This is a genomic window from Leifsonia sp. 563, assembly GCF_040545055.1.
Taxonomy (GTDB): Bacteria; Actinomycetota; Actinomycetes; order Actinomycetales; family Microbacteriaceae; genus Leifsonia.
The window spans coordinates 321,098-346,531 of sequence record NZ_JBEPLE010000001.1 but is presented as its reverse complement, the minus strand read 5'-3'; the positions used below and the strand labels follow the sequence as shown (position 1 = coordinate 346,531).

Sequence of the window (25,434 nt, the reverse complement as noted above, 5' to 3'; positions counted from 1 at the left end):
GCTATCGCCAGCCCTGGTCTCATGGCTAGCCTGTCCGCCACCTCCGCCTCGGCATGAGTGCCTGCTTCGAGGTGCGCATTCTCGAGGTTGATCGGCGTGCGTGGCACAGATGAACCCGCTGGCTCGGGAAGCGCCAATGGTGGCCGTACCTACGCATCAGGAGGCCTCGGCGACGCAGTCGACTCCATCGCGAACGATGCCCGATCAGACAAGAACCTTCCCATCTACGTCGAGGCCCTGAATTACCCGGCGACGGCCTACCAGGCACCATTCACTACCTACATCAACAGCGTCAACGCCGGTGTGGTGCGCCTTGCCGCCGAGGTGGAGAACCTGGCTACTAGCTGCCCGAGCACGAATATTCTGCTGGTCGGCTACTCGCAGGGGGCGCACGTCATCAGCAACATGTTGTCCGCATCGAATCCGCCAGCCTTCACCACCGTCGCCTTGTCGCCCGCCGCCAGGGCGCACATTAAAGCGGTCGTCTTGCTCGCGAGCCCGTCGTTTCGGCCGGGTCAGAGTTGGAACGCACCCAACCAGGCGCGGACCACTGCCGGACTCTTTCCCGCTGATGCTGGCAAGCTCAGCGCGTGGACGGCCCTCGCCTGGAACTCGAATTACACGGCCCGGACGCAACAGCCGATTGTGCGCGAATGGTGTTTTGAAGGCGACGCATTCTGTCAATCCGCGTTTCCCAATGGCATGACGATTCATCGCAATTACTGGAAGTCGAGCGCGATGGCGGAAGCGTGGGGATTCATCTACCAGAAGATCACGTCGAATGAATAGGAGCGGTCAGGTGCAGAAGACAACGCGCCCGAGCAGCGCGGATGCCGCGATGGCGATCGTCCTGAGCGTCCTCGCTGTCTTCATAGGAGGCGTACTCACCGGTGCCATCGCACTACTCGATATGGGCGTCGCAGCCTGCGGACCAGCAACCGATTGCGACTATGGTGCGCTGTGGGTGGTCGGTCTCATCACGCCGAGCACCACGGTTGCCGGGGTGATCTTCATCCTCGTGATGATCTACCGCCTCGGCCGGTCCAGGCGCGTGTGGTGGATCCCCCTCCCCGTGATCGGTGGGATCGTCGTCGCCTTTCTCATCTCGGCCGCGATCACCGCGGAACTCCTTCCGTAGGTCGCTCACCATCCCGGTGCAGGGTCCCTGACCAGAATTCATCCGCCGTTCACGAAGGCGGGCGGGGATCGGCGTACTCAGGGGGTGGGCGCAGCGAGCGTCCGTCCCCTTTCCGGAAGGACCGCCGATGGACATCCTCGTCACGGTCGTCGCCGTGATCGTCGTCGCCCTCGTCTTCGACTTCACGAACGGCTTCCACGACACCGCCAACGCGATGGCGACCTCCGTCGCCACCGGTGCACTCAAGCCCCGGACGGCCGTGCTCATCTCGGCCGTCCTCAACCTGGTCGGGGCGTTCCTGTCGACCGCGGTCGCCCAGACGATCTCCGGCGGCGTCATCAAGGAGGGGTCGTCGGGTGTCGACATCACCCCGACGATGATCTTCGCCGGGCTGGTCGGCGCGGTGCTGTGGAACCTGGTCACCTGGTACTTCGGTCTGCCGTCGAGCTCGACCCATGCGCTGTTCGGCGGCCTGATCGGCGCCGCGGTGATCGGGGCGGGCTTCGGAGCCGTCGACTGGGGCGTGCTGCTGAGCAAGGTCATCGTCCCCGCCCTGCTGTCGCCCCTGGTCGCGGGAGGCGTCGCCCTGGTGGCCACCTTCGCGGCCTACCGCATCACCCGTAACGCGCGGGTCCACGGGGCGGAGGCCGGATTCCGGCACGGCCAGACGGTGTCTGCCTCGCTGGTCTCGCTCGCGCACGGCACGAATGACGCCCAGAAGACCATGGGTGTCATCACATTGACGCTGATCGCCGCCGGCTACCTGAGCTCCGGGAGTGCGCCGCCGTTCTGGGTGATCGTCTCCTGCGGCCTGGCGATCGCGCTCGGAACCTACCTCGGCGGCTGGCGCATCATGCGCACCGTCGGCAAGCGGATCACCGACGTCAAAGCGCCGCAAGGCTTCGCGGCCGAGACGTCGTCCGCGGCCACCATCCTGGTCTCGTCGCACCTCGGCTTCGCCCTCTCCACAACGCAGGTCACGTCGGGCGCCGTGGTCGGCAGCGGCCTCGGCAAGAAGCTCGCCTCGGTGCGCTGGGGCGTCGTCGGACGGATCGCGACGGCCTGGGTGGTGACGCTGCCCGCCGCGGCACTCGTCGGCGGGCTGGCGGCCTGGATCGCCTCCGCCAGCCTGGTCGGGCTCATCGGCGTCGCCGTGGTCGGGCTCCTCGCCGGTCTCGGACTGTGGGCGCTGTCGCGCCGCAACCCGGTCACCCGGCACAACGTCAACGAGGGCGACGAGGCCGAGGACGACGCGTCCGGCTCGCGCGCGACGGCGTCCGTCGGCGCCGGACAGGAGGGATGAGGATGCGACAGCTCATCGCGCACACGGCGGCACCCGATGGATCGTTCCTCGGAGTGGACTGGGGGTCGTTCGTCGTGGTGCTGCTGGTCGCCTTCGCGGCGACGACGGTCGTCGTCATCAGCTACGCGACGGCCCTGCGGCTGTTGGCCGTCGGGGCTCCGCTCGACGCCGACGAGGGAGCGGCGAGCGTCCGGACAGGGCGGCGTCCGCTCGCCGCGACGGTCGGAGCGGTCGTGTGCTTCGCCATCGGCGTCGCCGCTGTGGTCTACGGGATCTGGCTGATCGTCCCGCAGTTCCACTGACGACGCAGTGGGCCCGGCGCTACTTCTTTGTCGGTGACTTGACCGCCCACACCTGCTGACCGATCCCGAAGGCGGCCCATCCGTTCGGGCACTTGGAGGACTCGGGCGGGATGCCCTGAACAGGCCACCAGCTGTCCTCGATAGGGGGCTTCGGCGTCGCGACGGAGCCGGAGCACACGTTCGGCGCGAGGAGGGTCTTCGACGTGTAGGTCATGATCGCCGACCCGTTCTGGGTGTCGTAGTCGACGCGGATGACCGTGGCGTCATCCGGCACGAAGGTCGGCGAACCGATGAGGGCCGTGTTCGAGGCCTTCATCTCCTTCGCCGTATCCCAGATCGCCGAGTCGACGTGAGGCTCGAACGCGGTCAGCACCGAGCATCCGGACAGAGCCAGGGCGAGTGCGGACGTCGTCGCGATGACTCCGGCGGTTCGGATGCGGGGCACGGCAGCTCCAGGGGAAAGGGACAAGGATCTCCTACGAGTGAACACTACGGAACTGAGTGGTTCATCGGTCGGAGGGATGATTCCGCGCGTCGTCGAGGCGGGCCGCCCGTAAATCTACCCGGTACGGCGTCTTTCCGCCGCCCAGCAGGGGAGTGCCCTCCGCGCGGTAGTGCTGCAACGCGATGTGCTCGTGGCCCACGGCAGGGTGCCCGCTGGCCCGCACGACCCGCCACCACGGCACGTCCGAGCCGTAGTACGCCATGACCTGGCCGACCATCCGGGCCGCGCGCGACCCCAGTGTCGCTGCCACATCCCCGTAGGTCATCACGAGCCCGGGTGGGATCGCATCCACGACCTCGAGCACCCGCTCGACGAAGGATGCGCTCGCCGCGTCCTCCTGGTCGGGTTCCCGGTCAGAGATCGAGGGCACCGATCGTCTCGCCGTACTGGGTCTCGCCGACCGGCTGGAAGCCGCTGCGCAGGAAGAACTGCTCCGGTCCGAGCTCGCCCGACTCCCAGATCACGTAGAGACGCTGGTGTCCGCGTGCGCGCGCCTCGTCGGCGAGGGCCCGCACGGCGAACGTCCCGATGCCGCGACCCTGGTCGTCGGCGTCGACGTTGATACGCCAGAGGATCGCCTTGAACTCCTCGTGCTCGGCGTTCGGGTCGAAGTTGCCCATGATGAAGCCGACCACCTCGTCGCCGTCGAGCACGACGCGCTGCCACGAGGTGTTCGGGTCGGCGACCGCGGCCGCGGCCGAGTAGGAGACCGGAGCGATGAACTGCTCCTGGCCCGGCTTCAGCGTGAGCGCGTTCGCCGCCACAACGGTCCGCGCGCTCAACTCTTCCAGTCTCAACTCAGCCATGACGAAAGGGTAACGTGCGCGGGTGACCGGGGCATAGTCGCGCGGCACCCGACGATCCGCCGAGAGAAAATGTCTCGATGTCAAGATAGTTGTCGCGCTCGGGTAAGCTGTCGTCGGCGTAAAACGGCAGACACCCCAGGAGAACCATGGACAAGATCAAGGTTGACGGAACGGTCGTCGAACTCGACGGCGACGAGATGACACGCATCATCTGGAAGGCCATCAAAGACTCTCTCATCCACCCGTACCTCGATGTGAACCTCGAGTACTACGACCTCGGCATCCAGAAGCGCGACGAGACCGACGACCAGATCACGATCGACGCGGCCCACGCCATCCAGAAGCACGGCGTCGGCGTGAAGTGCGCGACCATCACGCCCGACGAGGCGCGCGTCGAGGAGTTCGGCCTGAAGAAGATGTGGAAGAGCCCGAACGGCACGATCCGCAACATCCTCGGCGGCGTGGTCTTCCGTGAGCCGATCATCATCTCCAACATCCCGCGACTGGTCCCCGGCTGGAACAAGCCGATCGTCATCGGCCGTCACGCCTTCGGCGACCAGTACCGCGCCACCGACTTCACGTTCGACGGCCCGGGCACCCTCACGATGAGCTTCCAGCCGGCCGACGGCGGCGAGGCCCAGTCCTTCGAGATCTACCAGGCGCCCGGCGCCGGTGTCGCGATGGGCATGTACAACCAGGACGCGTCCATCCGCGACTTCGCGCGCGCGTCGTTCAACTACGGCCTCGACCGTCAGTACCCGGTGTACCTGTCGACCAAGAACACGATCCTGAAGGCCTACGACGGCCGCTTCAAGGACCTGTTCCAGGAGGTCTTCGACACGGAGTACAAGGAGAAGTTCGACGCGGCCGGCCTCACCTACGAGCACCGCCTCATCGACGACATGGTCGCCTCCAGCCTCAAGTGGGAGGGCGGCTACGTCTGGGCCTGCAAGAACTACGACGGCGACGTGCAGTCCGACACCGTCGCGCAGGGCTTCGGGTCGCTCGGCCTGATGACCTCGGTGCTGACCACGCCGGACGGCTCGGTCGTCGAGGCGGAGGCCGCACACGGCACGGTGACGCGCCACTACCGCCAGTACCAGCAGGGCAAGCCGACCTCGACGAACCCGATCGCCTCGATCTTCGCCTGGACGCGCGGCCTCGCGCACCGCGGCAAGCTCGACGGCAATCAGGACCTCATCGACTTCACGCACACCCTCGAGGACGTCGTCGTGAAGACGGTCGAGGAAGGCAAGATGACGAAGGACCTCGCGCTCCTCGTCGGCCCGGAGCAGAAGTTCCTCACGACGGAGGAGTTCCTGGACGCCATCAGCGAGAACCTGAAGGCGCGCCTGGGCTGATCCCCCTCTGACACATTCGTGCCGAATGTGCGCTATCGCGACGCGAGAACGCACATTCGGCACGAATCGTTAAGGGGTCAGCAGCGGGTCAGCGGGCGGTCCAGCCGCCGTCGATGGCGAGGGTCTGGCCGGTGATCAGGGAGGCGGACGGGGACGCCAGGAACGCGACCGCGCCGGAGACCTCGCGCGGCTCGCCGATGCGGTGGAGCGCGGCGATGCGCTCCACGGTGTCGGCACGGAAGGCGTCGTCCGAGAGTGCGGAGGCGGTGCCGTCGGTCTCGATGAAGGTGGGCGCGACCGCGTTGACGCGGATGCCGTACTCTCCCCACTCGACGGCCAGGCAGCGCGTCAGGTGGACGACGGCGGCCTTCGCCGCGCAGTAGGACGCCTCGCCGGGCAGCGCTACGAGCCCGGCCTGCGACGCGACGTTCACGATCGCGCCGCCTCCGTTCTCCCGCATGCTCTTCGCGACGTGCTGCGACAGGAAGAACGTCGAGCGCGTGTTGAGCTGCCAGACGTGGTCGAAGTCGTGCTCGGTGACCTCGAAGGCGGGGGAGTCGATCCCGCCACCGGCGTTGTTGACGAGGATGCCGATCGGACCGCCCTCCTCCGTCACCGCGTCGATGGCCGCGCGGCAGGCGTCCAGATCGAGCACATCCATCCGGATCGCCACCGCGTCGACGCCGAACGCGCGCAGCTCGTCGACCAGCCCGGCCGAGCCGCCGGGGTCGCGGACGCCGAGCACGACGTCGGCGCCCTGGCCGGCCAGTTCGAGCGCGATCTCACGGCCGAGGCCGCGGCTGGCGGCGGTGACGAGGGCGCGTGAACCGGTGAGCGCGAACGGGGCGCGGGTGGATGCGGTGGGGGCTTCTGTGACCATGGGGGGAGCCTAGCCCGGGCCGCGGCGCGAACCCCTCACCCGCCGCGGGCCTGCGTCTGAGGTTGGCGGGAAACCCCCGCGCGGCACGGCGACCGGCGGTCGTATCGTGGCCACCGCACGCCCCGGCGAGCCGTCGCATCCGGACGTGACCCTCACGACAGAAGGAGCTGCGACCATGAGCATCACCGACGACGCGCTGCGCGCCAACGCCACTCTCGCCGGCGACTACGACCCGGCGGGCGCGGGACCACCGGCGCCGAAGATCGCCATCGTCACCTGCGCCGACCCCCGCCTGAGCGGGGTGGTGCGGCTGATGGGGCTCGCGGACGCCGACGTCGACCTCATCCGCAATGTCGGGACGGTGATCGACGACGACGCGATGCGTTCGCTCATCGTCTCGACGCGGATGCTGGGAACGCGCGAGATCCTCGTCATCAATCACGACGACTGCGGCCTCTCGCGCTTCTCGGGCGACGACCTCGTCGAGCGCCTGCGGGCCGAGACCGGACGCTATCCGATCGCGCCAGCGCAGTTCTTCACGTTCACGGACGCCGAGCGGAACACGCGGGAGCAGGTGCTCAAGGTCCGCTCGCACCCCTGGATCTCGCCGGACGTCCCGGTGCGCGGCTTCGTCTTCGGCGTCCGCACGGGTCGGTTGACCGAGGTGCTCGTCGAGGACCCCGTCGTTCCCGCGGCGGGCTGACAGGGTCGAGGGTCGACGTGCCGAGCACGGAGATGGAGGCCGCCCTGGCGGTCATGCGCGCCCGGCAGCGCGCCGCCGCAGCCGCTGTCGAGGCGGGCCAGGCGGAACCGACCCCGGACGAGGCGCGCGCCTCCTTCGTGCCGGGCGACACCCTCCACCCTCTTCCCGCTGACGTGCGGGTCACCGACGTGGATGCAGGCGGAGTGGCGGCCCATTGGCTGGATGTCCAAGGCGAGAACCGGACGAGCGTCCTCGTGTTCCTCCACGGCGGGGGATTCCAGCTCGGGTCCCTCGCGAGCGACGGGGAGCTCGCCGCCCGACTCGGCCGGGCGGCGGGGATGCGCGTCCTCTTCGTCGACTACCGGCTCGCACCGGAGCACCCGTTCCCTGCCGCGCTCGACGATGCTCGCACCGCGTGGGAGTGGCTCTGCGTCGCTCAGGGCTCGCCGCCGATGTCGGTCGCATTCGCCGGGGACTCCGCGGGCGGTGGGCTCGCGCTCTCGACCCTGGTCGCAGCGCGCGACGCCGGCGAGCCGCTGCCCGCCGCCGTCGTGCTGATGTCGCCGACGGTCGATCTGACCGGCTCCGGAGAGTCGATGCGGGACCGTGTCGCTGAGGATCCGGTCTCGACGCCGCAGCTTCTCGCCCGCCTGGCCGCCGACTATCTCGACGGTGTGGACCCCCGCACGCCCGCCGCCTCGCCCCTGTTCGGATCGCTGGCGGGGCTTCCTCCCCTCCACATCGAGGTGGGGACCGCCGATCTGCTGCTGAGCGACGCGGAGCGGCTCGCCGCAGCGGCGACCGCCGCGGGGGTCGAGGTGCAGTTGGTGGTGGGGCAGGGACTCCCGCACGTGTTCCCGCTTCTGCTCGGGACGCCCGAGGCTCAGGATGCGACGGAGCGCATCGCGCGATTCCTCCGCGAACGGGTGGAAGGGCTCTGAGCGTCCGGCCGCATCGCCGGTGTAACAACTTCGTTTCGTCTCTTGCAATTCATTTGTTCGTAAGCTTTACTAACAAACATGACGACGACCGAGGTGCAGGGAAGCGCCGGGGGACTGACCCCGGGGCGGGCACTCCGGCCGCGCGCCAAGGTGCTCCCCGAGCACGCTCGCAGCCACAACCGGTCGCTCGTGCTCCAGACCCTGTATCGGGATGGCCAGCGCAGTCGCGCAGACCTCGCCCGGGAGACGGGGCTCACCCGGGTGACGGTCTCCGACCTGGTCGCCGAGCTGCTCGCCGAAGGGCTCGTCATCGAGCTGGGCCAGCGGGAGTCGGCGCGACCCGGCAAGCCGGCCGTCCTTCTCGACATCGACCGCGCGGCGCACCAGATCATCGGAGTGGACCTCAGCGACCACGACCGTTTCCGCGGCGCGGTCATGGACCTGGACGGGCGCATCCTGGCCAGGGCCGAGGTCATGCTCGCGGACGGCGAGGGCGGCGAGTCCGCCACCGGCGAGTCCGCGGCCGCCAAGGTCGACGCCCTGGTCGACCGGCTGGTCGCCGCCACCACCGCACCCGTGCTCGGGATGGGAGTGGGCTCACCCGGTGTCGTCGACCTGACCGGCACCATCCTGACGGCGCCGAACCTCGGCTGGGACGACCTCCCGCTGCAGCAGCGCCTCGCGGCACGCACGGGTCTGCCCGTCGTCGTCGCCAACGACGCCAACGCCGCAGCGCTCGCCGAGCACACGTACGGCGGAGCCGCGGGCGACATGATGCTCATCCGCGTCGGCCACGGTATCGGCGCGGGCCTCCTCGTCGCCGGCGCGCTCGTCTACGGCAGCCACTTCGCTGCGGGCGAGATCGGGCAGGTCATGGTCGGGACCGACCTGGGCCTCGAGACCACGTACAACCGCGACCAGGTGCTCGAGCACTGGCTCAGCGTCCCGCAACTGCAGCGCGGCATCCGCGAGGCAGAGGCCGCCGGCGTCGACGCGACGCCGATCCTCCGCGAGGCGGGGCAGCGGCTCGGCATCGCCCTCGCGCCCGTCGTCGGCGCGCTCAACCTGTCGGAGATCGTGCTCAGCGGCCCGACCGAACTGCTCGACGGCCCCCTCGCCGAGGCGACCGTCCACACGCTCCGGAACCGGACCATGGCCCAGAACCATGCCGACCTGTCCCTCCGGATGACCACGCAGGGGCAGGACATCGTCCTCCGCGGCGCGGCCGTACTCGTCCTCTCCGGACAACTCGGGGTCTCTTAACACAGCACCACCCGAACCACGACCCCTGCACCGACGGTGTGCTGCACCTGCAGCCACTGACCACTACGAAAGGAACCAGCAATGAAGAGAAAGCTCGTCGGCCTCGCCGCTGTGGCAACAGCTTCCGCTCTCGTGCTCGCCGGATGCGCCTCGGGAGGCTCGACCGCCGCGAGCACCGACGGCAAGGGCAAGACGGTCACCCTGTGGCTCGTCGGCTCCGACACCCCGGACAAGCTCCGCGATTACCTCAAGACGGAGTTCAACAAGGAGACCGGAGCGACCCTCAAGATCGAGCAGCAGGACTGGGGAGACATCGTCACCAAGCTCACCACGGCCCTCCCGGACGCCAACAACACGCCCGATGTGACCGAAATGGGCAACACCCAGTCGCCCACCTTCACCAACGTGGGCGCCTTCCTCGACATCTCCGACATGTACAAGGACCTCGGCGGGAGCGACCTGCTGCCGTCCTTCGTCGAGGCCGGAAAGGTCGACGGCAAGAACTACACGCTGCCCTACTACTTCGGGTCGCGCTACATGTTCTACCGCAAGGACATCTACCAGGCGGCCGGGGTCAGCGTCCCCACGACGCTGGACCAGTTCAACACGAACGTGGCCGACATCACGGCGAAGAACCCGAAGGGGATCAACAACTTCTCCGGCTTCTTCCTCGGCGGCCAGGACTGGCGCGACGGCATCTCCTGGATCTTCGCCAACGGCGGGGACATCGCCAAGAAGGACGGCGACAAGTGGAAGGCCACCCTCGAGTCGGAGGAGTCGCTGAAGGGTCTCCAGCAGCTCCAGGACCTGTACAAGAACGCATCCAAGGCGCCGAACGACGCCAAGGACTCGAACCAGTACATCTACCTCAACGACACCGACCAGACGCTCGACGCCGACGGCAACAAGACGGGTGACACCTCCCTCGCGGCGGCCACCATCATGGCTCCGGGATGGGCGCACTGGTCGATCGGCGACCTCGGGAAGGGCGACGACGGCAAGCCGACGCGCACCTGGAACGACGCCACGTTCGGCACCTTCGTGCTCCCGGGCAACGACGGCAAGCCGGCCCCCGTATTCGCGGGCGGCTCCAACATCGGCATCTCGGCGAAGACCAAGGAGCCGGGGCTGTCGAAGACCCTCCTGAAGATCATCTTCTCCAAGGAGTACCAGGAGATGCTCGGCAAGAACGGCCTGGGCCCGGCGAACGAGAAGTACACCTCCTCGCTCGGCGACGACCAGTTCGCGAAGGCGCTCATCGAGTCGGCATCCAACTCGAAGCTGACCCCGGCCGCACCCGGCTGGGCCTCGGTCGAGGCGGGCAACGTGATGGAGGAGTTCTTCTCCAAGATCCGTGACGCGTCCGACCTGAAGGCGCTCGCGCAGGAGTACGACAAGAAGATCGACGCGCTGCTCAACGTCAAGAGCTAGCGCTCAGCGATCGGCGAGGGCGCGGAGGCACCCCTTCCGCGCCCTCGTCGCTGCCCTCAGACTGACTCCGCAACACAGAAAGGAGGACGCCCGTGACCGCCACCGAGGACACCCGCCTCGCCCTCGCGACACCACCGGCACCGGCGCGGGACGCACCGCGCCGCCGCCGAGGGAAGCTCACGCCGTACTCCCTGCTGCTCCCGGCCATCCTCATCCTGCTCGTCGCGCTCGGCTACCCGATCGTGTGGCAGCTGATCACGTCGATGCAGCACTTCGGACTCGCCCAGCAGTTCGGCAAACCGGCCGAGTTCGTCTGGTTCGAGAACTACATCACGCTCTTCTCCGACGGTTACACCTGGGTCGTCGTCGGCCGTTCGATCGCCTTCTGCCTGGTCACCGCCTTCGTCACGGTCGTCATCGGCGTCGGGATGGCGCTGCTGATGAACGCGGTCAACAAGGTCGTGCGCATCATCCTGCAGGTCTCCCTGCTGCTCGCCTGGGCGATGCCGGTCGTCGCGGCCATGACGGTCTGGAACTGGCTGTTCGACTGGCGCCGCGGCGTCGTCAACTACGTGCTCACCTCGTGGGGGCTCGACTTCCAGGACCACAACTGGCTGCAGAACCCGCTCTCCTTCTTCTTCGTCGCAATGGTGATCGTGACGTGGATGAGCGTGCCCTTCGTCGCGTTCTCCGTCTACGCCGGACTGACCCAGGTCTCCACGGAGGTCGTCGAGGCCGCGCAGATGGACGGCGCGCGGGGATGGCAGCGGCTGCGCTACATCATCCTGCCGATCATCCGGCCCGTGCTCGGCATCGTCCTGCTGCTGCAGATCATCTGGGACCTGCGCGTCTTCGCGCAGATCAAGCTGCTGCAGGACAAGGGCTCCATCGCCAGCGAGACCAACCTGCTCGGCACCTACATCTACCAGCTCGGCGTCGGATCGAGCGACTTCGCGATGGCGAGCGCCGTCAGCGTCTTCGTGCTCGTGCTCACCGTCGCGCTCAGCTGGTTCTACGTGCGCTCCCTGCTCAAGGAGGACGAATCGTGACCACCGCGACCTCGACCCGGCCCGCCGCCGTGACGGCTCGGCCAAGGACCCGCCGGCGCATCCGCGCCTCCCGCGTGCTGCTCGGCGCGCTCGGCATCGTGCTCGCCCTGGTGTGGGTGTTCCCGGTGTACTGGATGGTGAACTCGTCGCTGCTGCCGAACGTCATCCTGCAGAACACCACGCCGACGTGGCTGCCGTTCGGCGGATCCTTCGACAACTTCTCCGCGGTCGTCGAGGGCGGGACGTTCTTCCCGGCGCTCGGGATGAGCGTCGCTGTCGCCCTCATCACCGTGGTGTGCTGCCTGGCGTTCGCGTTCCTGGCCGCGCTCGCGATCAGCCGGTTCAAGTTCCGCGGGCGTCGCTCGTTCGTGCTCGCCGTGCTGTTGATCCAGATGCTCCCGGCCGAGGGGCTGTTCATCGCCCAGTACAAGCTGATGGGCACCCTGGGCCTGCTCAACACGGTCGTCGGGGTCAGCATCCTCTACATCGCCGCCGTCGTGCCCTTCACGATCTGGATGCTGCGCGGCTTCGTCGCCGGCATCCCCGCCGACCTCGAAGAGGCGGCCATGGTGGACGGCCTCAGCCGGACCCAGGCGTTCCTCCGGATCACCTTCCCGCTCCTCGCCCCGGGGCTGGTCGCCTCCGGCGTCTACGCCTTCCTGCAGGCCTGGAACGAGTTCACGGTCGCGCTCGTCATCCTCCCGCAGTCGAGCAGCGCGACGCTTCCACTGTGGCTGCGCGGGTTCGTCCAGCAGTCCGCGTCGCGGGCGACCGACTGGGGACAGGTCATGGCGGCCTCTACGCTCGTGGCGGTGCCGGTGATCATCTTCTTCCTCATCGTGCAGGGCCGGATGACCAGCGGTCTCGTCAGCGGGGCGGTGAAGGGGTGAGCGGCGCGTCCGTCGCCCACACCGCCGTCACCGATCCGGACCTCCGCCGCAGCATCGCGGCGACGCTGCTGCCCGGGTTCGTCGGGACGACACTGCCCGCATGGCTCGAGGAGCGCCTGCGCGGCGGCCTCGGCGGCGTGTGCCTGTTCGGGCAGAACATCGCCACCGCGGAGCAGCTGCGCGCGCTGACCGACGCGATCTACGCGGCCAACCCGGATGCGGTGGTCGCGATCGACGAAGAGGGAGGCGACGTCACCCGGCTGTACTACGGGAGCGGTTCGCCCTACCCGGGCAACGCCATCCTGGGCCGCCTCGGCGATGCCGGCTACACCGAGCGCGTGGCGCACCGGGTCGGCCAGGAGCTGCGGCGCGCGGGCGTGAACCTCGACTTCGCCCCGGACATCGACATCAACTCCAACCCGGACAACCCGGTGATCGGCGTGCGGAGCTTCGGCTCGACGCCCGAGGTGGTCGCCGAGCACGGCGCCGCCTGGACCCGCGGGCTGCAGTCCGCCGGCGTCGCGGTCGCCGCCAAGCACTTCCCCGGCCACGGCGACACCGGAACCGACTCTCACCTCGAGCTGCCCGTCGTCGACCTGTCGGTGCGGCAGCTGCGCGAGCGGGAGCTCGTCCCGTTCCGCGCCGTGATCGACGCGGGCGCCCGGGCGGTCATGACGTCGCACATCCTGCTCCCGCAGCTGGATGCGGTGCACCCGGCCACGCTCAGCCCCGCGATCATCGAGGGGATGCTGCGCGGCGAGCTCGGCTTCGATGGCGTCGTCGTCAGCGATGCGCTCGACATGCAGGGCGCCAGCGGTGAGCGCGGCATCCCGGAGGCGGCCGTGCTGGCGCTCGCCGCCGGATGCGACCTGCTGTGCATCGGCACCGAGAACACCGACGAGGAACTCGCCGCGATCGAGCAGGCGATCGCCGACGCCGTTGCGGCAGGCCGCCTCCCCGCGGCCCGCATCTCCGCCGCGGCCGCCCGCGTCCGCGCCCTCGCCCGTTCCCTCCCGCCCACTCCGCCCACCGTCGAGTCCGCGAATTCTGCACACGACGCGCCGGATGAGCGTGCAAAGTTTGCGGACTCGACGGTGGGACAGAGCCAGGTGCGGGAGGCGGATGTCGCGGCGGCGGAGCGCGCGTTCGACGTGAGCGAGCACGCGCGCGAGTGGCTGCGGGAGAACGGCGGCGGACGGTACTCGGTCGTCCGTATCGACACAGTCGCCAACATCGCGGTCGGGACGGCGCCCTGGGGGCCGTTCTCCGAGGTCGAGGCCGACCCCGGAACCGCGTGGGCCGCAGCATTCACCGCCAACCCGGCGGTCGTCTTCACGGAGAACGACCACCCCGACCTGGTGCTCGCCGCGCAGTCCCCAGTGCTCGTCATCGGCAAGGACAACCACCGGCACGCATTCGCCCGAGCCGCCATCGACCGGCTGCGCGCCGAACGTGAGCGCGTGCTGGTCGTCGACATGGGCTGGCCCAGTGACGACCGCGCGTACGCCGACATCGCGACCTTCGGCGCCTCCCGCCTGGTCGGTCGCGCCCTCCTCGAACTGCTCGGACGCCGGACGTGAGGCTCGGGATCGACATCGGCGGCACCAAGACCGACGCGGTCGCCGTCGACGAGCTCGGCGCGCTCACCCAGCGGGTGCGCCTGGCGACCGGGTTCGGGCATGATGCCGTCGTCGAGACCGCCGTGGCCGCCGTGTCGCGCATCGGCGAACTGACCGGCCTCGCACCGGGCGGCTTCCAGTCGATCGGGATCGGCGTGCCCGGGATGGTCGACACCGTCTCCGGACAGGTTGCACACGCGGTCAACCTGGGGCTCGAGCAGCTGGAGCTCGGCGGGATGCTCGCCGGCCGCCTCGGCGTCGGCGTCCGTGTCGAGAACGACGTCAAGGCTGCGGCCGTCGGTGCGTACCACCTGCTCGGCCTGACCGGCACGATGGCGTTCCTCAACCTCGGGACCGGGATGGCCGCCGGCATCGTCGTCGACGGACGGCTCTGGCGCGGGAGCACGGGCATCGCCGGCGAGATCGGACATCTGCCCGTCGACCCGCAGGGAGCCCTCTGCGCCTGCGGCCAGCGCGGCTGCCTGGAGACCGTCGCGAGCGGATCGGGCGTCGCCCGCCAGTGGCCCACCGACGACCCGCTGCCGGTGCGCGCGGTGTTCGCCGCGGCGGACGACGGCGACCCCGTCGCCCGCGCGATCACGGCTAGGCTGGCTGCGGGCATCGCCTCCGCGGTGCGCGTCCTCGTGCTCACCGTCGATGTCGGCACCGTCGTCATCGGCGGCGGTCTGAGCCACCTGGGGAAGCGCCTGCTCGACGACGTCCACGAGGTGCTGCACGACTGGGAGCGCACGTCGCCGTTCCTGGCGTCGCTCGACCTGCCCGGGAGGGTGCGCCTCGTTCCCGAAGGCACCCCCGTCGCCGCGCTGGGCGCGGCACTCGTAGGAGAGAACTGATGGCCGAAATCGTCGTCGTCCGCGACCAGGACGCCGCGGGCGAGCTCGCCGCGCGCAGCATCCTCGATCTGATCGCCGCCAAGCCCGACGCGGTGCTGGGCCTCGCGACCGGGTCCACTCCGCTGGCGGTCTACCGGGCGCTCGAGCGCGGCATCCACGAGCGCGGTGTGGATGTGTCCCACGTGCGCGGGTACGCGCTCGACGAGTACGTTGGGCTGCCGGCCGGGCATCCCGAGTCGTACCGCGCGGTGATCACGCGTGAGGTCGTCGAGCCTCTCGGACTGACGCCGTCGCTCATCCACGTGCCCAACGGCTCGCTCGACGGCATCGAGCACGCCGGGGCCGACTACGAGAAGGCGATCGCCGAGTCCGGGGGAGTGGATGTGCAGCTCCTCGGCATCGGGACCGACGGCCACATCGGGTTCAACGAGCCCGGCTCGTCGTTCGCGTCGGTGACCCGCGTGAAGACGCTGACCGAGCAGACCCGCAAGGACAACGCCCGCTTCTTCGCGTCGGAGGACGACGTGCCGATGCACTGCATCACGCAGGGGCTGTCGACCATCCTGCGCGCGCGGCATCTGATGCTGCTGGCGTTCGGCGAGGGCAAGGCGGAGGCCCTGGCGGGTGCGGTGGAGGGTCCGGTATCGGCCTCGAACCCAGGCTCCGCCATCCAGCTGCACCCGCACGTGACGGTCCTCGTGGACGAGCCGGCGGCCTCCCGCCTGCGCAACCTCGACTACTACCGCTACGCCTACGCGAACAAGCCCTCCTGGCAGGCCCTCTGACCCGTCCTCACCCGCATGCGCCCCGCCTCGAGTCCGCACAAACTGCACGCGATACGCCGCCCGGGCGTGCAAAGTTCGCGTACTCGACGGCGGGGGGGACGGCGCGCGCGGACGTAGGGGGATCGGGCGCGGTCAGGCGAGCGGGGCGCCGTCGGCGACGACGGCCGTGACGCGCCAGTCGTGGTCGAGGAGGACCGCGTCGGCGACGTAGCCGGCGTGCAGCCGTCCGAGGCGGTGGCCCTCGCCGAGCACGTGCGCGGGGGTCCGTGTGAGCGCGGTGACGGCGGTGACCGGGTCGAGTCCGGCGAGCGTGACCGCGTTCCGCAGCGCGACATCCTGCGTCAGCGTCGAGCCGGCGATCGTGTCGGTGCCGGAGAGCACGGCCAAACCGTTGTGGACGGTCACGTTGAGGCCGCCGAGCCGGTAGTCGCCGTCGGTGGCGCCGGCCGCGGCCATCGCGTCGGTCACGAGCGCGACGCGCCCCGGCGCCTCGCGGAACAGCAGCGCACCGACGGTCGGGTCGACGTGCAGCCCGTCGAGGATGAGCTCGAGCGTGACCTCGGGGTTGTCGATCGCGGCCAGGACGGGGCCCGGCGCCCGGTGGTGGATGCCCGGCATCGCGTTGAACGCGTGCGTCAGCAGCCGCGCGCCCACCTCGAAGGCGCGGGCCGTCTCGGCGTACCCGGCGGTCGTGTGGCCGACGCCCACGACCGCACCGGCCTCGATCAGCACGCCGATCGCCTCCAGGGCGTTGGGCAGTTCCGGCGCGATGGTCGCGGTCCGGAGGGTTCCGCGGGCGGCGGCGATGAGCTCCTCGACGGCCTCCGGCTCGGGGTCGCGGAGGAAACGGGCGTCGTGCGCTCCGCGTCGCTCCGGCGCGAGGAACGGGCCCTCCAGGTGCGACCCGAGCACGAGCGGGTCGCTCGCCGTCAGCTCGGCGACGACGGCGAGGCTCTCGCGCAGCGAGGCCAGCGGGTTCGCGACGTGCGAGATCAGGGAGCGGGTCGTGCCGTGCGCGCGGTGCGTCGCGAGCGCGGCACGCATCTGGTCGATGCCGTCGTCGTAGGGGTGGCCTCCGCCGCCGTGGCAGTGCAGGTCGATGAAGCCCGGGGTCAGCCAGAGACCGTGCGCGTCGATGATGTGCGGCTCGGCGGTCGATGAGGCGTCGTCGTCCGTGCCGCGCAGCGCCTCGCGCCAGCCCGATCCGGTGCCGGTCGCGGTGATGTGCGCTCCATCGGTGGCGAGCCAGAAATCGTCGACCAGCCCATCCGCATCCACCTTGCGGGCGCTGTGGATGACGAGGCCGCTCATGAGAACTCGCGCCGTCCGTTGATCACGCCGCTGATCGTCGCGATCACCGCGAAGACGATGGCGACGACCGGCTGGCCGAGATCCCACCAGGCGAACGCCGCGGAGCCCATCACGACGATCTCGACGATCGCCTTCACGAACGGGTCGACGTGCAGCACCGCGCGCGGCGAGCGGAACAGCGCCCACAGCAGGATGGCCACGACCGGAGCGCCGATACCGACGAGGATGTTCCACGGCAGCGGCCAGGCCAGGAACCCCCAGATGCCGAGCGAGACGATGGCGAACAGCTCCAGGACGAAGCGCAGGATGTCGTTCGGCCCCACCGTGAGCCGGGCGTGCTGGTCGGGTGCTGAGGTCACCACGGCAGTCTACCGACGCGCCGTGGGGCTGAGACAGCGCGGCTCAACGGAAGATGATGGTGCGCGCGCCGTCGAGCAGCACGCGGTCTTCGGCGAACCACTTCACGGCTTGCGTCAGCGTCCGGCTCTCCTCGTCCTGTCCGATCGCCACCAGCTCCTGCACGGTGTTGCTGTGGTCGACCCGGACGACGTTCTGCTCGATGATCGGCCCTTCGTCGAGGTCGCTGGTGACGAAGTGGGCGGTCGCTCCGATCAGCTTCACGCCGCGCGCGTGCGCCTGGCGGTACGGGTTGGCGCCTTTGAAGCCGGGGAGGAAGGAGTGGTGGATGTTGATCGCGCGCCCGGCGAGGCGCTCGCAGAGCTCCGGCGAGAGGATCTGCATGTACCGCGCGAGCACCACCAGCTCGATGTCGTGCTCGTCGACCGCCTCGAGGATGCGCTGCTCGAACGCCGCCTTAGAGTCCGGGTCGGTGACGACCCGCGACTCGAAGGGGACGCCGTAGAACCCGGCGAGGTCGCTCAGGCTGTCGTGGTTGGAGAGCACGAGCGGGATCTCCACCGGCAGCTGGCCGGCGCGCTGGCGAAACAGCAGGTCGTTGAGGCAGTGCGCGGCCTTGGACACGAGTACCAGCGTCCGGAGCGGACGGCCGACGTTGTCGACCCGGTGCGTCATCCCGAACTCCTCGACGACCGGGGCGAGCGCGCGTTCGAACTCGTCGCGTCCCGCCGCCGACTCGACCTGCAGCCGCATGAAGAAGCGGCCGGTGTCGGTGCTCGCGAACTGCTGGCTCTCGGTGATGTTGCCGCGCGCGGCGACGATCGCGCCGCTGACCGCGTGCACGATCCCCGGGCGGTCGGAGCAGCTGAAGGTGAGCACCCAGTGGTTGGAGGCGGAGGAGTCGGTCACCAGATCAGGGTAGCGGTCGGGGTGATAGCCTTGGTTGATATCCAAAATATGTCTGCATTAGGAGGCATTTGATGATGAAGCAAGTATCGGTGACCGTCGGTCTCGACGTGGACATCTACGAGACCCTCGAGCTCATGGCTCGCGGCGAGAGTCGGACGGTCGGTGAAGAGCTCGAATACATCGCGGGACGGGTCGCGGTGGGGGAACCTGTCGACCCGCGTCCGAACTACAAGAAGCTGGGCTTCGTGGAGTTCATCCGCAACCGGGTCGAAGCGATGGACGAATGATCCTGCTCGACACGAACGTCCTGTCGGAGTTCGCGAAACCCGAGCCGGACCCGCGTGTGCTGTCCTGGTTCGCCTCCGTCGGCGAGGACGAGCTGCGAATCTCGGTCGTCACCGTCATGGAGATGCTCACCGGAGCCAATCGCATGCAGGACGGCCGTCGGTCGGAACACAAGGCCGGGATCATCCTCGAGATCCTCGGGTACTACCACGCCCGCACGCTCCCGTTCGATCCGGTCGCCGCGGCGGAGTGCGCCACCATCAGATCGGTCCGGGAGGCGGCGGGCCGCCCGATCGCGCTCGCCGACGCCATGATCGCAGCAACGGCCCTCGCCGCCGAAGCCGACGCTGTGGCGACTCGCGACAAGGATTTCGCCGACGTCGGCGTCCCCGTCATCGATCCTTGGGCCGCCTGAGCCCGCTCCGGTTGACGCGCCGGGGCGGGGTGCACCACGATCGGTGCATGACCAGCACCGGTGAGGATGCGCCCGATACCCGTTCGGGCGCGGCGTCCGCTTTCGACGTGGAGCTGAACGGGCTCAACACCATTCACGAGAGTGAGCGGAAGGGACGGCCGCGCGACCTGTTCTGGCCGTGGTTCGGTGCCAACGTCTCGGTGTTCGGGCTCAGCTACGGGTCGTTCCTGCTCGGGTTCGGCATCTCGTTCTGGCAGGCGACGATCGTCGGCGTGGTCGGGATCGTCGCCTCGTTCCTGCTGTGCGGCGTGATCGCGCTAGCCGGCAAGCGCGGATCCGCGCCGACGATGGTGCTCAGCCGCGCCGTGTTCGGGGTGGAGGGCAACCGGGTCCCCTCGGCGCTGTCGTGGCTGCTGACGGTCGGGTGGGAGACCGTGCTGGTCTCGCTGGCCGCGCTCGCCACCGCGACCGTGTTCCAGCAGCTCGGCTGGGAGGGCGGGGTCGTCACCAAGCTGGTGGCCCTCATCGTCGTCGTCGCGCTCGTCATCGTCGGCGGCGTGATCGGCTTCAACCTGATCATGCGCATGCAAATGGTCATCACGATCGTGACCGGCGTGCTGACCGTGGTCTACATCCTGCTGGTCCTGAACCACATCGACCTCGGCGCCGTCGCTGCACTCCCGGCGGGAGACGCGCCGCATGTGATCGGCGGGTTCGTGTTCATGCTCACCGGCTTCGGACTCGGCTGGGTGAACGCTGCCGCCGACTACTCCCGCTACCTGCCGCGCAGCGCCCGCAGCGGGGGAGTAGTGGGATGGACGACCTTCGGCTCGTCTCTGGCCCCGGTCATCCTGCTGATCTTCGGCATCCTGCTGGCGGGCTCCTCGTCGAAGCTGAGCGAGGCCATCGCCGCCGACCCGATCGGCGCGCTCGCGTCGCTGCTGCCCACCTGGTTCCTGGTGCCGTTCGTCATCGTCGCCGTGCTCGGGCTGGTCGGCGGTGCGGTGCTCGACATCTACTCGTCCGGGCTGGCGCTGCTCAGCGTCGGCGTCCGCGTCCCGCGGTACGTCGCGGCGGGCATCGACGGCGTCATCATGACCGCCGGCGCGATCTACGTCGTGTTCTTCGCCACAGACTTCCTCGGCCCGTTCCAGGGCTTCCTCATCACGTTGGGCGTGCCGATCGCCGCCTGGTGCGGCATCTTCGTCGCCGACATCCAGCTGCGTCGGCGCGACTATGCGGAGGCCGAGCTGTACGACCGGCGCGGTCGCTACGGCGCCATCCGCTGGCTGCCGATCGCCCTGATCGTGATCGGAACCGCGATCGGCTGGGGCCTCGTCACCAACGGCTCGGCCTCGTGGCTGGCCTGGCAGGGCTACCTGCTCGGTCCGATCGGCGGCAAGCAGGGCGACTGGGCCTTCGCGAACCTCGGCGTCCTCGTCGCCCTGGTCATCGGATACCTGGGCACGCTGCTGTTCTCCCGCGCTGCGGTGCGCCGGCAGGAGGAGCGATGACCGGCCCGACCCTTGTGGTCGTCGACATGCAGCAGGTGTTCGGCGACCCGGCGAGCCCGTGGTTCACGCCGCGCTTCGCGGACGCGGAGGCCGTGATCGCGGGGATGGTGCCCGCCTTCGAGCGCGTCGTGTTCACGCGCTTCATCGCACCGGAGCGGCCGGAGGGCGCCTGGGTGCCGTATTACGAGCAGTGGCCGTTCGCGCTCGTCCCCGCCGACGACCCGATCTACGACCTGGTGCTCGCCTTTCGCGACACCGGGCATCCGGTGGTCACCGAGACGACGTTCGGCAAGTGGGGTCCTGCTCTGCGGGATGCGCTCGACGGGTCGCAGGATGTGGTGCTCGCCGGCGTCTCCACCGACTGCTGCGTGTTGAGCACGGCTCTGGGAGCCGCGGACGCGGGCGTGCGCATCCGGGTCGCGGCCGACGCGTGCGCCGGCCTGAGCGACGCCGACCACCAGCGCGCACTGGATGCGATGGCGCTGTACGCGCCGCTGATCGAGATCTCGGACAGCGCTGCCATTCTCGACGGCCTCCGGTAGAATCGTCCGTGGTCGGCGGTTCCCGCACGGCCCTGGGCGCGCACATGGGCGCGTAGTCGACCCGCCATCCCCTCCCGGAAAGCCGCAGCCAGCCACTGGCACCGGCGCCGAGGCCCGCAGTAGCGGCGGAATGGCCGGGGAACGCCGTCCGTTGGACAGATCCGTATGACTGCCACTTCGACGACTCCGGCGCGCATTGCGCCGAAATTCCCGTGGACCGGGCTGATCGCCCTGGCTACGGCCACCTTCCTCTCGGTGACCAGCGAGATGATCCCGACCGGTCTGCTGCCGGACATGAGCGCCTCCCTCGGCGTGAGCGAGGCCCAGATCGGGCTGCTCGTGACGGTGTTCGCGTTCACCGTGGTGGTCACCAGCGCCCCGTTGACGGCGTTGACCCGGCGCTGGCCGCGGCACGGCCTGCTGATCGGCATCCTGGTCGTGCTCGGCATCTCGAACGCGCTCACCGCCATCGCGCCCGACTACGCCTTCGTGGTCGGCTCGCGCGTGCTCGGCGGTGTGGCGCACGGGATGTTCTGGTCGATCGTCGGCGCGTACGCCGGCCACCTGGTGCCCAAGCAGCAGATCGGCCGGGCCGTCTCCATCACCCTCGGCGGCGGGACGCTGGCGTTCGTGCTCGGTGTGCCGCTCGGCACGTTCGCCGGGCACGTCTTCGGCTGGCGGCTGTCGTTCGGGCTGCTCGCCGCCCTCATGATGGTCGGCGCCCTGGTCATCTGGAGGTTCCTGCCGGCGGTCGAGCGGGAGGCGGACGGCAAGCGACGGCGCGAGCGCGATCGCACGGTTCCCCGACCGCGCGACCGCACCATCCCGCTGGTCATCATGGTCTGCGTGATCGCGGCCGTCACGATGGTCGGGCACTACGCGTTCTACACGTTCGTGGTGCCGTTCCTGACCGGGCCGATGGGCGTGCCGTCGGGCGACGTCGGTGCGCTGCTGTTCCTCTACGGCATCGCCGGTGCGGGCGGCCTGATCCTCGCCGGTTCGGTGTTCGGTCCGCGGCCGCAGCTCGGGCTCATCCTCGCGCTCGTCGTGACCGGGATCGCCGTTGCGGCGCTCGCCGTGCTCTCCGGCCAGATCGTGCTCGCGCTGATCGCGTTCATCCTGTGGGGGCTCGCCTTCGGCGCGCTCCCGCCGCTGCTCCAGACGCGGATGCTGCACACGTCCTCGCCGGCGTTCCGCGACACCGCGAGCGCGCTGTACACGACGTCCTTCAACGTCGGGATCGGCGGGGGAGCGCTCGTCGGGGCGGTCATCTACGATGCGGGCGGCTTGATGGTGCTGCCGTGGGCGTACGTCGGTCTGCTGGTGGTGTCGGTCGCGCTGGTGCTCGTGGTCGGCCGAATGTCGCGGACGGTCGTCGCGACGCACTGACCGCGGCTGTGGGACGCAACACGCCGTTATGGGCCGCCCATAACGGCGTGTTGCGACCCACGGATCAGGCGACTGGTGCGCCCGCCGCCCACACCTGGCGGACGCGGAAGTCCGCGTCCAGCAACACGGCGTCGGCCGCGTAGCCTGGGGCCAGACGGCCGAGGTCGTGAGCGCGCCCGACGGCTGCGGCCGGCGTCTCGGTGAGCGCGCGCACCGCCTCGGCGACCGGGATGCCGACCTCGAGCACCGCGCGCCGCAGAGCGTCGTCGAGGGTGAGAGTCGAACCGGCGATCGACCCTCCGCCGGCGAGCCGGGCGACACCGTCGCGCACCTCGACGTCCAGCGACCCGAGCACGTAGTCGCCGTCGGCGGAACCGGCGGCGGCCATCGCGTCCGTCACCAGGGCCATCCGGCCGGGGGCGGCGGCGAAGGCGATCCGGACCATCTCGGGATGGACGTGCACGCCGTCGTTGACGATCTCGAGCGTCACCCCCGGGGTGCGGGCGGCCGCGGCGACCGGTCCGGGCGCGCGGTGGTGAAGTCCCGGCATGGCGTTGAACGCGTGCGTGAGGATGCTCGCGCCCGCGTCGAAAGCGGCCAGCGCCTGGTCGTAGTCGGCGGCGGTGTGACCGACGGCGACGGCCGCGCCGGCGGCGGAGAAGGCGCGCACCGCGTCCATCCCGCCGGGACGTTCGGGCGCGATGGTGACCTGTCGCAGGGTGCCGGCGGCAGCATCCACCAGCAGCTCGATGTCGGCCGGGGTCGCCGAGCGCAGCAGTGCCGGGTCGTGGGCGCCCTTGTGCCCGACGTCGAGGAACGGCCCCTCCAGGTGCGACCCGAGGATGCGCGGGTCGGCCGCTGTGAGCGCGGCCACCTCCCGCACCCGCCGGGCCAGCTCCGGTACCGGCGCCGTGACGAGCGACAGCACCGAGCGGGTGGTGCCGTGCCGCCGGTGCAGCTCCAGGGCCCGGTCGATCGCGTCGGGCCCGTCGTCGAAGCTCGCGCCCCCGCCGCCGTGGACGTGGATGTCGACGAAACCGGGCGTGAGCCACGCCCCGCCCGCATCCGTCACAGTCACGCGATCGGTGCCGGCCACATCCAGTACGCCCGGCTCATCGCGCCATGTCGCGCCGCTGCCGACTGCGGCGATCATGTCGCCGTCGAACCGCACCCAGCCGTCCTCGACGACCGTGCCGCCGTCGACCAGCCGAGCCGAGTGGATGAGATGGCCGTCGCTCACGCGACGATCACCTCGATGCCCTGCTCGATGAACGCGGCACGCTGCTCGGCGGTGATGCCCTCGTCGGTGATGAGCGTCGTCAACACCTTCGGACCGCCGAGGGTGGCGAACGCCTTGCGGCCGATCTTGGACGAGTCGGCCACCACGACGGCGCGGGTCGCCCGTCGTGCCATCAGCGAGTTGACGCTCGCCTCGCCCTCGTCGTGCACGGTGGCGCCGACCACCGGGTCGATGCCGTTGACACCGATGAACGCGATGTCCATCGTGATCTTCTCGAGCACGACGTCGCTGTACGGCCCGACGAGTTCGTACGAGCGCGCGTGCACGACGCCGCCGGTCATCACGGTCTTGATCTGGGGTCGCATCACCAGCTGTGCGGCGATGTTGATGGCGTTGGTCACAACGGTGAGGCTGGGATGCGGCGAGGGCTCCATGAGGTCGGGGCGCGACCCGAGCACGGTCGCGACGGCGGTGCTGGTCGTTCCGCCGCACAGGCCGACCACGGCGCCGCGGGGCACGAGTGCGCTCGCCGCCTGCGCGATCCGCAGCTTCTCGGGCGCGTGCTGCTCGCGCTTGTACCGGATGGGCAGGTCGTAGGCGACCGACTGGCCGATCGCTCCGCCGCGGGTGCGGGTGAGCAGCTGCTGCGACGCCAGGGCGTCGAGGTCGCGGCGTGCGGTGGCCGCCGACACATCCAGCTTGGCCACGATGTCGTCGACCTCGATCTGGCCGGCCTCGGCCAGCAGGTCCAGCACGGCGTTCAGCCGTTCGGCTCTGTTCATCGCTGTGCGCTCTCCGTTCCGCCTGCCACATCGAACAGGGTCATCAGCCGTGCCGCCTCCCTGGTCACCGCGGCGCGTCCCTCCCGCACGTACTTCCGGGGGTCCACCACATCGGGATGCGCGCTGAGGTACGCCCGGATCGCGTCCGTGAAGAACCGGTTGAGGTGGGTGGAGACGTTGACCTTGGTGATCCCTGCGCGGATCGCCGCCTCGATCGTCTCATCCGCGACGCCGCTGGAGCCGTGCAGGACCAACGGAACCGGCACGGCGTGTCGCAGCCGGGCGATCAGGTCGAGGTCGAGGGAGGCGGTCCGTTCGGTCATGGCGTGCGAGCTGCCGACCGCGACGGCGAGGGCGTCGACCCCGGTCTCCTCGACGAAACGGCGGCCCTCGTCCGGGTCGGTCCGGACGCCGGGTGCGTGCGCGCCGTCCTTCCCGCCGATCTCGCCCAGCTCCGCCTCCACCAGCACGTCGTTGGCGTGGGCGTGCTCGACGACGCGCACGGTGGCAGCGACGTTGCGGTCGTAGTCGAGCGCGGCGCCGTCGTACATGACCGAGCCGAAGCCCAGCTCGACCGCCTGCCGCGCGAGCTGCTCGTCCTCGGCGTGGTCGAGGTGCACGGCGACGTGCGCCGTCGACTCCCGGGCCAGTGCGAGGGTCGCCGACGCGATGGGGTCGAGCGAGCCGTGGTACGCGACGCAGTTCTGCGAGATCTGCAGGATGACGGGGAGCCCGGTCTGCTCGGCCGCGTCGACGAGGGCCTCGGCGGTCTCCAGCTGGATGACGTTGAACGCGGCGAGGCCCGTGCGGCGCCCGACGGCCGCGTACAGCAGGTCGGCGGTGGGGACGAGGGGCATGGC

General features: G+C 69.7%; 29 protein-coding genes. 19 read left to right on the top strand and 10 right to left on the bottom strand.

Features of this window, described 5'->3' with window-relative positions:
• Positions 1 to 96 precede the first annotated feature (96 nt).
• The 4 genes from ABIC47_RS01705 to ABIC47_RS01690 all read left to right on the top strand — a co-directional run bounded on the left by ABIC47_RS01705 (position 97) and on the right by ABIC47_RS01690 (position 2,743).
• Complete coding sequence (locus ABIC47_RS01705) at positions 97 to 789, top strand: cutinase family protein (protein WP_354476674.1); 693 nt, start codon at positions 97 to 99, stop codon at positions 787 to 789.
• Between the two features lie 49 nt (positions 790 to 838).
• Entirely contained in the window at positions 839 to 1,138 is a 300-nt protein-coding gene (locus ABIC47_RS01700) for a hypothetical protein (RefSeq protein WP_020487543.1), read from the top strand.
• 127 nt (positions 1,139 to 1,265) lie between these two features.
• The gene (locus ABIC47_RS01695; protein WP_018191884.1) at positions 1,266 to 2,441 is read left to right on the top strand and encodes an inorganic phosphate transporter; all 1,176 of its coding nucleotides are present in this window, start codon (positions 1,266 to 1,268) and stop codon (positions 2,439 to 2,441) included.
• A gap of 2 nt (positions 2,442 to 2,443) precedes the next feature.
• The gene (locus ABIC47_RS01690; protein ID WP_354476672.1) at positions 2,444 to 2,743 is read left to right on the top strand and encodes a hypothetical protein; all 300 of its coding nucleotides are present in this window, start codon (positions 2,444 to 2,446) and stop codon (positions 2,741 to 2,743) included.
• A 19-nt stretch (positions 2,744 to 2,762) separates the two neighbouring features.
• Here ABIC47_RS01690 and ABIC47_RS01685 read toward each other — a convergent pair whose 3' ends face one another.
• From ABIC47_RS01685 to ABIC47_RS01675, 3 genes are all read right to left on the bottom strand, one after another.
• Positions 2,763 to 3,188 (bottom strand): hypothetical protein, encoded by a 426-nt coding sequence (locus tag ABIC47_RS01685; protein ID WP_018191882.1) that lies wholly within the window; start codon positions 3,186 to 3,188, stop codon positions 2,763 to 2,765.
• Positions 3,189 to 3,249: 61 nt separating this feature from the next.
• Entirely contained in the window at positions 3,250 to 3,618 is a 369-nt protein-coding gene (locus tag ABIC47_RS01680) for an MGMT family protein (protein ID WP_089876984.1), read from the bottom strand.
• Entirely contained in the window at positions 3,602 to 4,054 is a 453-nt protein-coding gene (locus tag ABIC47_RS01675) for a GNAT family N-acetyltransferase (protein ID WP_026307266.1), read from the bottom strand. The genes ABIC47_RS01680 and ABIC47_RS01675 overlap by 17 nt, the downstream gene beginning before the upstream one ends.
• Before the next feature lie 146 nt (positions 4,055 to 4,200).
• Here ABIC47_RS01675 and ABIC47_RS01670 point away from each other — a divergent pair, with 146 nt between their 5' ends.
• Positions 4,201 to 5,415, top strand: coding sequence for an NADP-dependent isocitrate dehydrogenase (locus ABIC47_RS01670; protein ID WP_018191879.1), 1,215 nt, complete (start codon positions 4,201 to 4,203; stop codon positions 5,413 to 5,415).
• A gap of 88 nt (positions 5,416 to 5,503) precedes the next feature.
• Here ABIC47_RS01670 and ABIC47_RS01665 read toward each other — a convergent pair whose 3' ends face one another.
• Complete coding sequence (locus ABIC47_RS01665; protein ID WP_354476668.1) at positions 5,504 to 6,295, bottom strand: SDR family NAD(P)-dependent oxidoreductase; 792 nt, start codon at positions 6,293 to 6,295, stop codon at positions 5,504 to 5,506.
• A 175-nt stretch (positions 6,296 to 6,470) separates the two neighbouring features.
• Here ABIC47_RS01665 and ABIC47_RS01660 point away from each other — a divergent pair, with 175 nt between their 5' ends.
• From ABIC47_RS01660 to nagB, 9 genes are all read left to right on the top strand, one after another.
• Positions 6,471 to 6,998: a beta-class carbonic anhydrase gene (locus ABIC47_RS01660; RefSeq protein ID WP_354476666.1), complete on the top strand. Its 528-nt coding sequence runs from the start codon at positions 6,471 to 6,473 to the stop codon at positions 6,996 to 6,998.
• 17 nt (positions 6,999 to 7,015) lie between these two features.
• Complete coding sequence (locus tag ABIC47_RS01655; protein WP_354476664.1) at positions 7,016 to 7,939, top strand: alpha/beta hydrolase; 924 nt, start codon at positions 7,016 to 7,018, stop codon at positions 7,937 to 7,939.
• A 78-nt stretch (positions 7,940 to 8,017) separates the two neighbouring features.
• Positions 8,018 to 9,202, top strand: coding sequence for an ROK family transcriptional regulator (locus ABIC47_RS01650; protein ID WP_018191875.1), 1,185 nt, complete (start codon positions 8,018 to 8,020; stop codon positions 9,200 to 9,202).
• A gap of 81 nt (positions 9,203 to 9,283) precedes the next feature.
• Positions 9,284 to 10,633, top strand: a complete 1,350-nt coding sequence (locus ABIC47_RS01645) for an extracellular solute-binding protein (protein WP_089876974.1) — start codon at positions 9,284 to 9,286, stop codon at positions 10,631 to 10,633.
• 92 nt (positions 10,634 to 10,725) lie between these two features.
• Entirely contained in the window at positions 10,726 to 11,682 is a 957-nt protein-coding gene (locus ABIC47_RS01640; RefSeq protein WP_020076992.1) for a carbohydrate ABC transporter permease, read from the top strand.
• Positions 11,679 to 12,572 carry a carbohydrate ABC transporter permease gene (locus ABIC47_RS01635; RefSeq protein WP_018191872.1) on the top strand — a complete coding sequence of 298 codons (894 nt, stop codon included), beginning with the start codon at positions 11,679 to 11,681 and terminating at the stop codon, positions 12,570 to 12,572. Before ABIC47_RS01640 ends, ABIC47_RS01635 begins: the two co-directional genes overlap by 4 nt.
• Positions 12,569 to 14,152: a glycoside hydrolase family 3 protein gene (locus tag ABIC47_RS01630; protein WP_354476661.1), complete on the top strand. Its 1,584-nt coding sequence runs from the start codon at positions 12,569 to 12,571 to the stop codon at positions 14,150 to 14,152. Before ABIC47_RS01635 ends, ABIC47_RS01630 begins: the two co-directional genes overlap by 4 nt.
• Positions 14,149 to 15,045 carry an ROK family protein gene (locus tag ABIC47_RS01625; protein ID WP_354476659.1) on the top strand — a complete coding sequence of 299 codons (897 nt, stop codon included), beginning with the start codon at positions 14,149 to 14,151 and terminating at the stop codon, positions 15,043 to 15,045. Before ABIC47_RS01630 ends, ABIC47_RS01625 begins: the two co-directional genes overlap by 4 nt.
• Positions 15,045 to 15,830 (top strand): glucosamine-6-phosphate deaminase, encoded by a 786-nt coding sequence (nagB, locus tag ABIC47_RS01620; protein ID WP_354476657.1) that lies wholly within the window; start codon positions 15,045 to 15,047, stop codon positions 15,828 to 15,830. Before ABIC47_RS01625 ends, nagB begins: the two co-directional genes overlap by 1 nt.
• Positions 15,831 to 15,962: 132 nt before the next feature.
• Here the strand turns inward: nagB and nagA (ABIC47_RS01615) are convergent, their stop codons facing one another.
• Genes nagA (ABIC47_RS01615) through purU form a run of 3 tightly spaced genes read right to left on the bottom strand, consistent with a single transcriptional unit; the run spans position 15,963 to position 18,407 of the window.
• Positions 15,963 to 17,141 (bottom strand): N-acetylglucosamine-6-phosphate deacetylase, encoded by a 1,179-nt coding sequence (nagA, locus tag ABIC47_RS01615; RefSeq protein ID WP_354476655.1) that lies wholly within the window; start codon positions 17,139 to 17,141, stop codon positions 15,963 to 15,965.
• On the bottom strand, positions 17,138 to 17,500 hold the full coding sequence (locus ABIC47_RS01610; protein WP_231947045.1) for a YrdB family protein: 363 nt from the start codon (positions 17,498 to 17,500) through the stop codon (positions 17,138 to 17,140). Before ABIC47_RS01610 ends, nagA (ABIC47_RS01615) begins: the two co-directional genes overlap by 4 nt.
• A gap of 43 nt (positions 17,501 to 17,543) precedes the next feature.
• A complete protein-coding gene (purU, locus tag ABIC47_RS01605; protein WP_354476653.1) occupies positions 17,544 to 18,407 on the bottom strand; it encodes a formyltetrahydrofolate deformylase in 864 nt (287 codons plus the stop codon).
• 71 nt (positions 18,408 to 18,478) lie between these two features.
• Here purU and ABIC47_RS01600 point away from each other — a divergent pair, with 71 nt between their 5' ends.
• The 5 genes from ABIC47_RS01600 (at position 18,479) to ABIC47_RS01580 (ending at position 22,552) form a co-directional block, all read left to right on the top strand.
• Positions 18,479 to 18,694 (top strand): hypothetical protein, encoded by a 216-nt coding sequence (locus tag ABIC47_RS01600; RefSeq protein WP_018191865.1) that lies wholly within the window; start codon positions 18,479 to 18,481, stop codon positions 18,692 to 18,694.
• The gene (locus ABIC47_RS01595; RefSeq protein ID WP_354476651.1) at positions 18,691 to 19,107 is read left to right on the top strand and encodes a PIN domain-containing protein; all 417 of its coding nucleotides are present in this window, start codon (positions 18,691 to 18,693) and stop codon (positions 19,105 to 19,107) included. Before ABIC47_RS01600 ends, ABIC47_RS01595 begins: the two co-directional genes overlap by 4 nt.
• Before the next feature lie 47 nt (positions 19,108 to 19,154).
• On the top strand, positions 19,155 to 20,621 hold the full coding sequence (locus tag ABIC47_RS01590) for a purine-cytosine permease family protein (protein ID WP_354476649.1): 1,467 nt from the start codon (positions 19,155 to 19,157) through the stop codon (positions 20,619 to 20,621).
• Positions 20,618 to 21,163, top strand: coding sequence for a cysteine hydrolase family protein (locus ABIC47_RS01585; protein ID WP_020077000.1), 546 nt, complete (start codon positions 20,618 to 20,620; stop codon positions 21,161 to 21,163). Before ABIC47_RS01590 ends, ABIC47_RS01585 begins: the two co-directional genes overlap by 4 nt.
• A 165-nt stretch (positions 21,164 to 21,328) precedes the next feature.
• The gene (locus tag ABIC47_RS01580) at positions 21,329 to 22,552 is read left to right on the top strand and encodes an MFS transporter (RefSeq protein ID WP_354476647.1); all 1,224 of its coding nucleotides are present in this window, start codon (positions 21,329 to 21,331) and stop codon (positions 22,550 to 22,552) included.
• Positions 22,553 to 22,616: 64 nt separating this feature from the next.
• Here ABIC47_RS01580 and nagA (ABIC47_RS01575) read toward each other — a convergent pair whose 3' ends face one another.
• Genes nagA (ABIC47_RS01575) through ABIC47_RS01565 form a run of 3 tightly spaced genes read right to left on the bottom strand, consistent with a single transcriptional unit; the run spans position 22,617 to position 25,431 of the window.
• Positions 22,617 to 23,792 (bottom strand): N-acetylglucosamine-6-phosphate deacetylase, encoded by a 1,176-nt coding sequence (gene nagA / locus ABIC47_RS01575; protein WP_354476645.1) that lies wholly within the window; start codon positions 23,790 to 23,792, stop codon positions 22,617 to 22,619.
• Entirely contained in the window at positions 23,789 to 24,574 is a 786-nt protein-coding gene (locus tag ABIC47_RS01570; protein WP_354476643.1) for a DeoR/GlpR family DNA-binding transcription regulator, read from the bottom strand. The genes nagA (ABIC47_RS01575) and ABIC47_RS01570 overlap by 4 nt, the downstream gene beginning before the upstream one ends.
• Positions 24,571 to 25,431: a class II fructose-bisphosphate aldolase gene (locus ABIC47_RS01565; RefSeq protein ID WP_354476642.1), complete on the bottom strand. Its 861-nt coding sequence runs from the start codon at positions 25,429 to 25,431 to the stop codon at positions 24,571 to 24,573. Before ABIC47_RS01565 ends, ABIC47_RS01570 begins: the two co-directional genes overlap by 4 nt.
• Positions 25,432 to 25,434 lie beyond the last annotated feature (3 nt).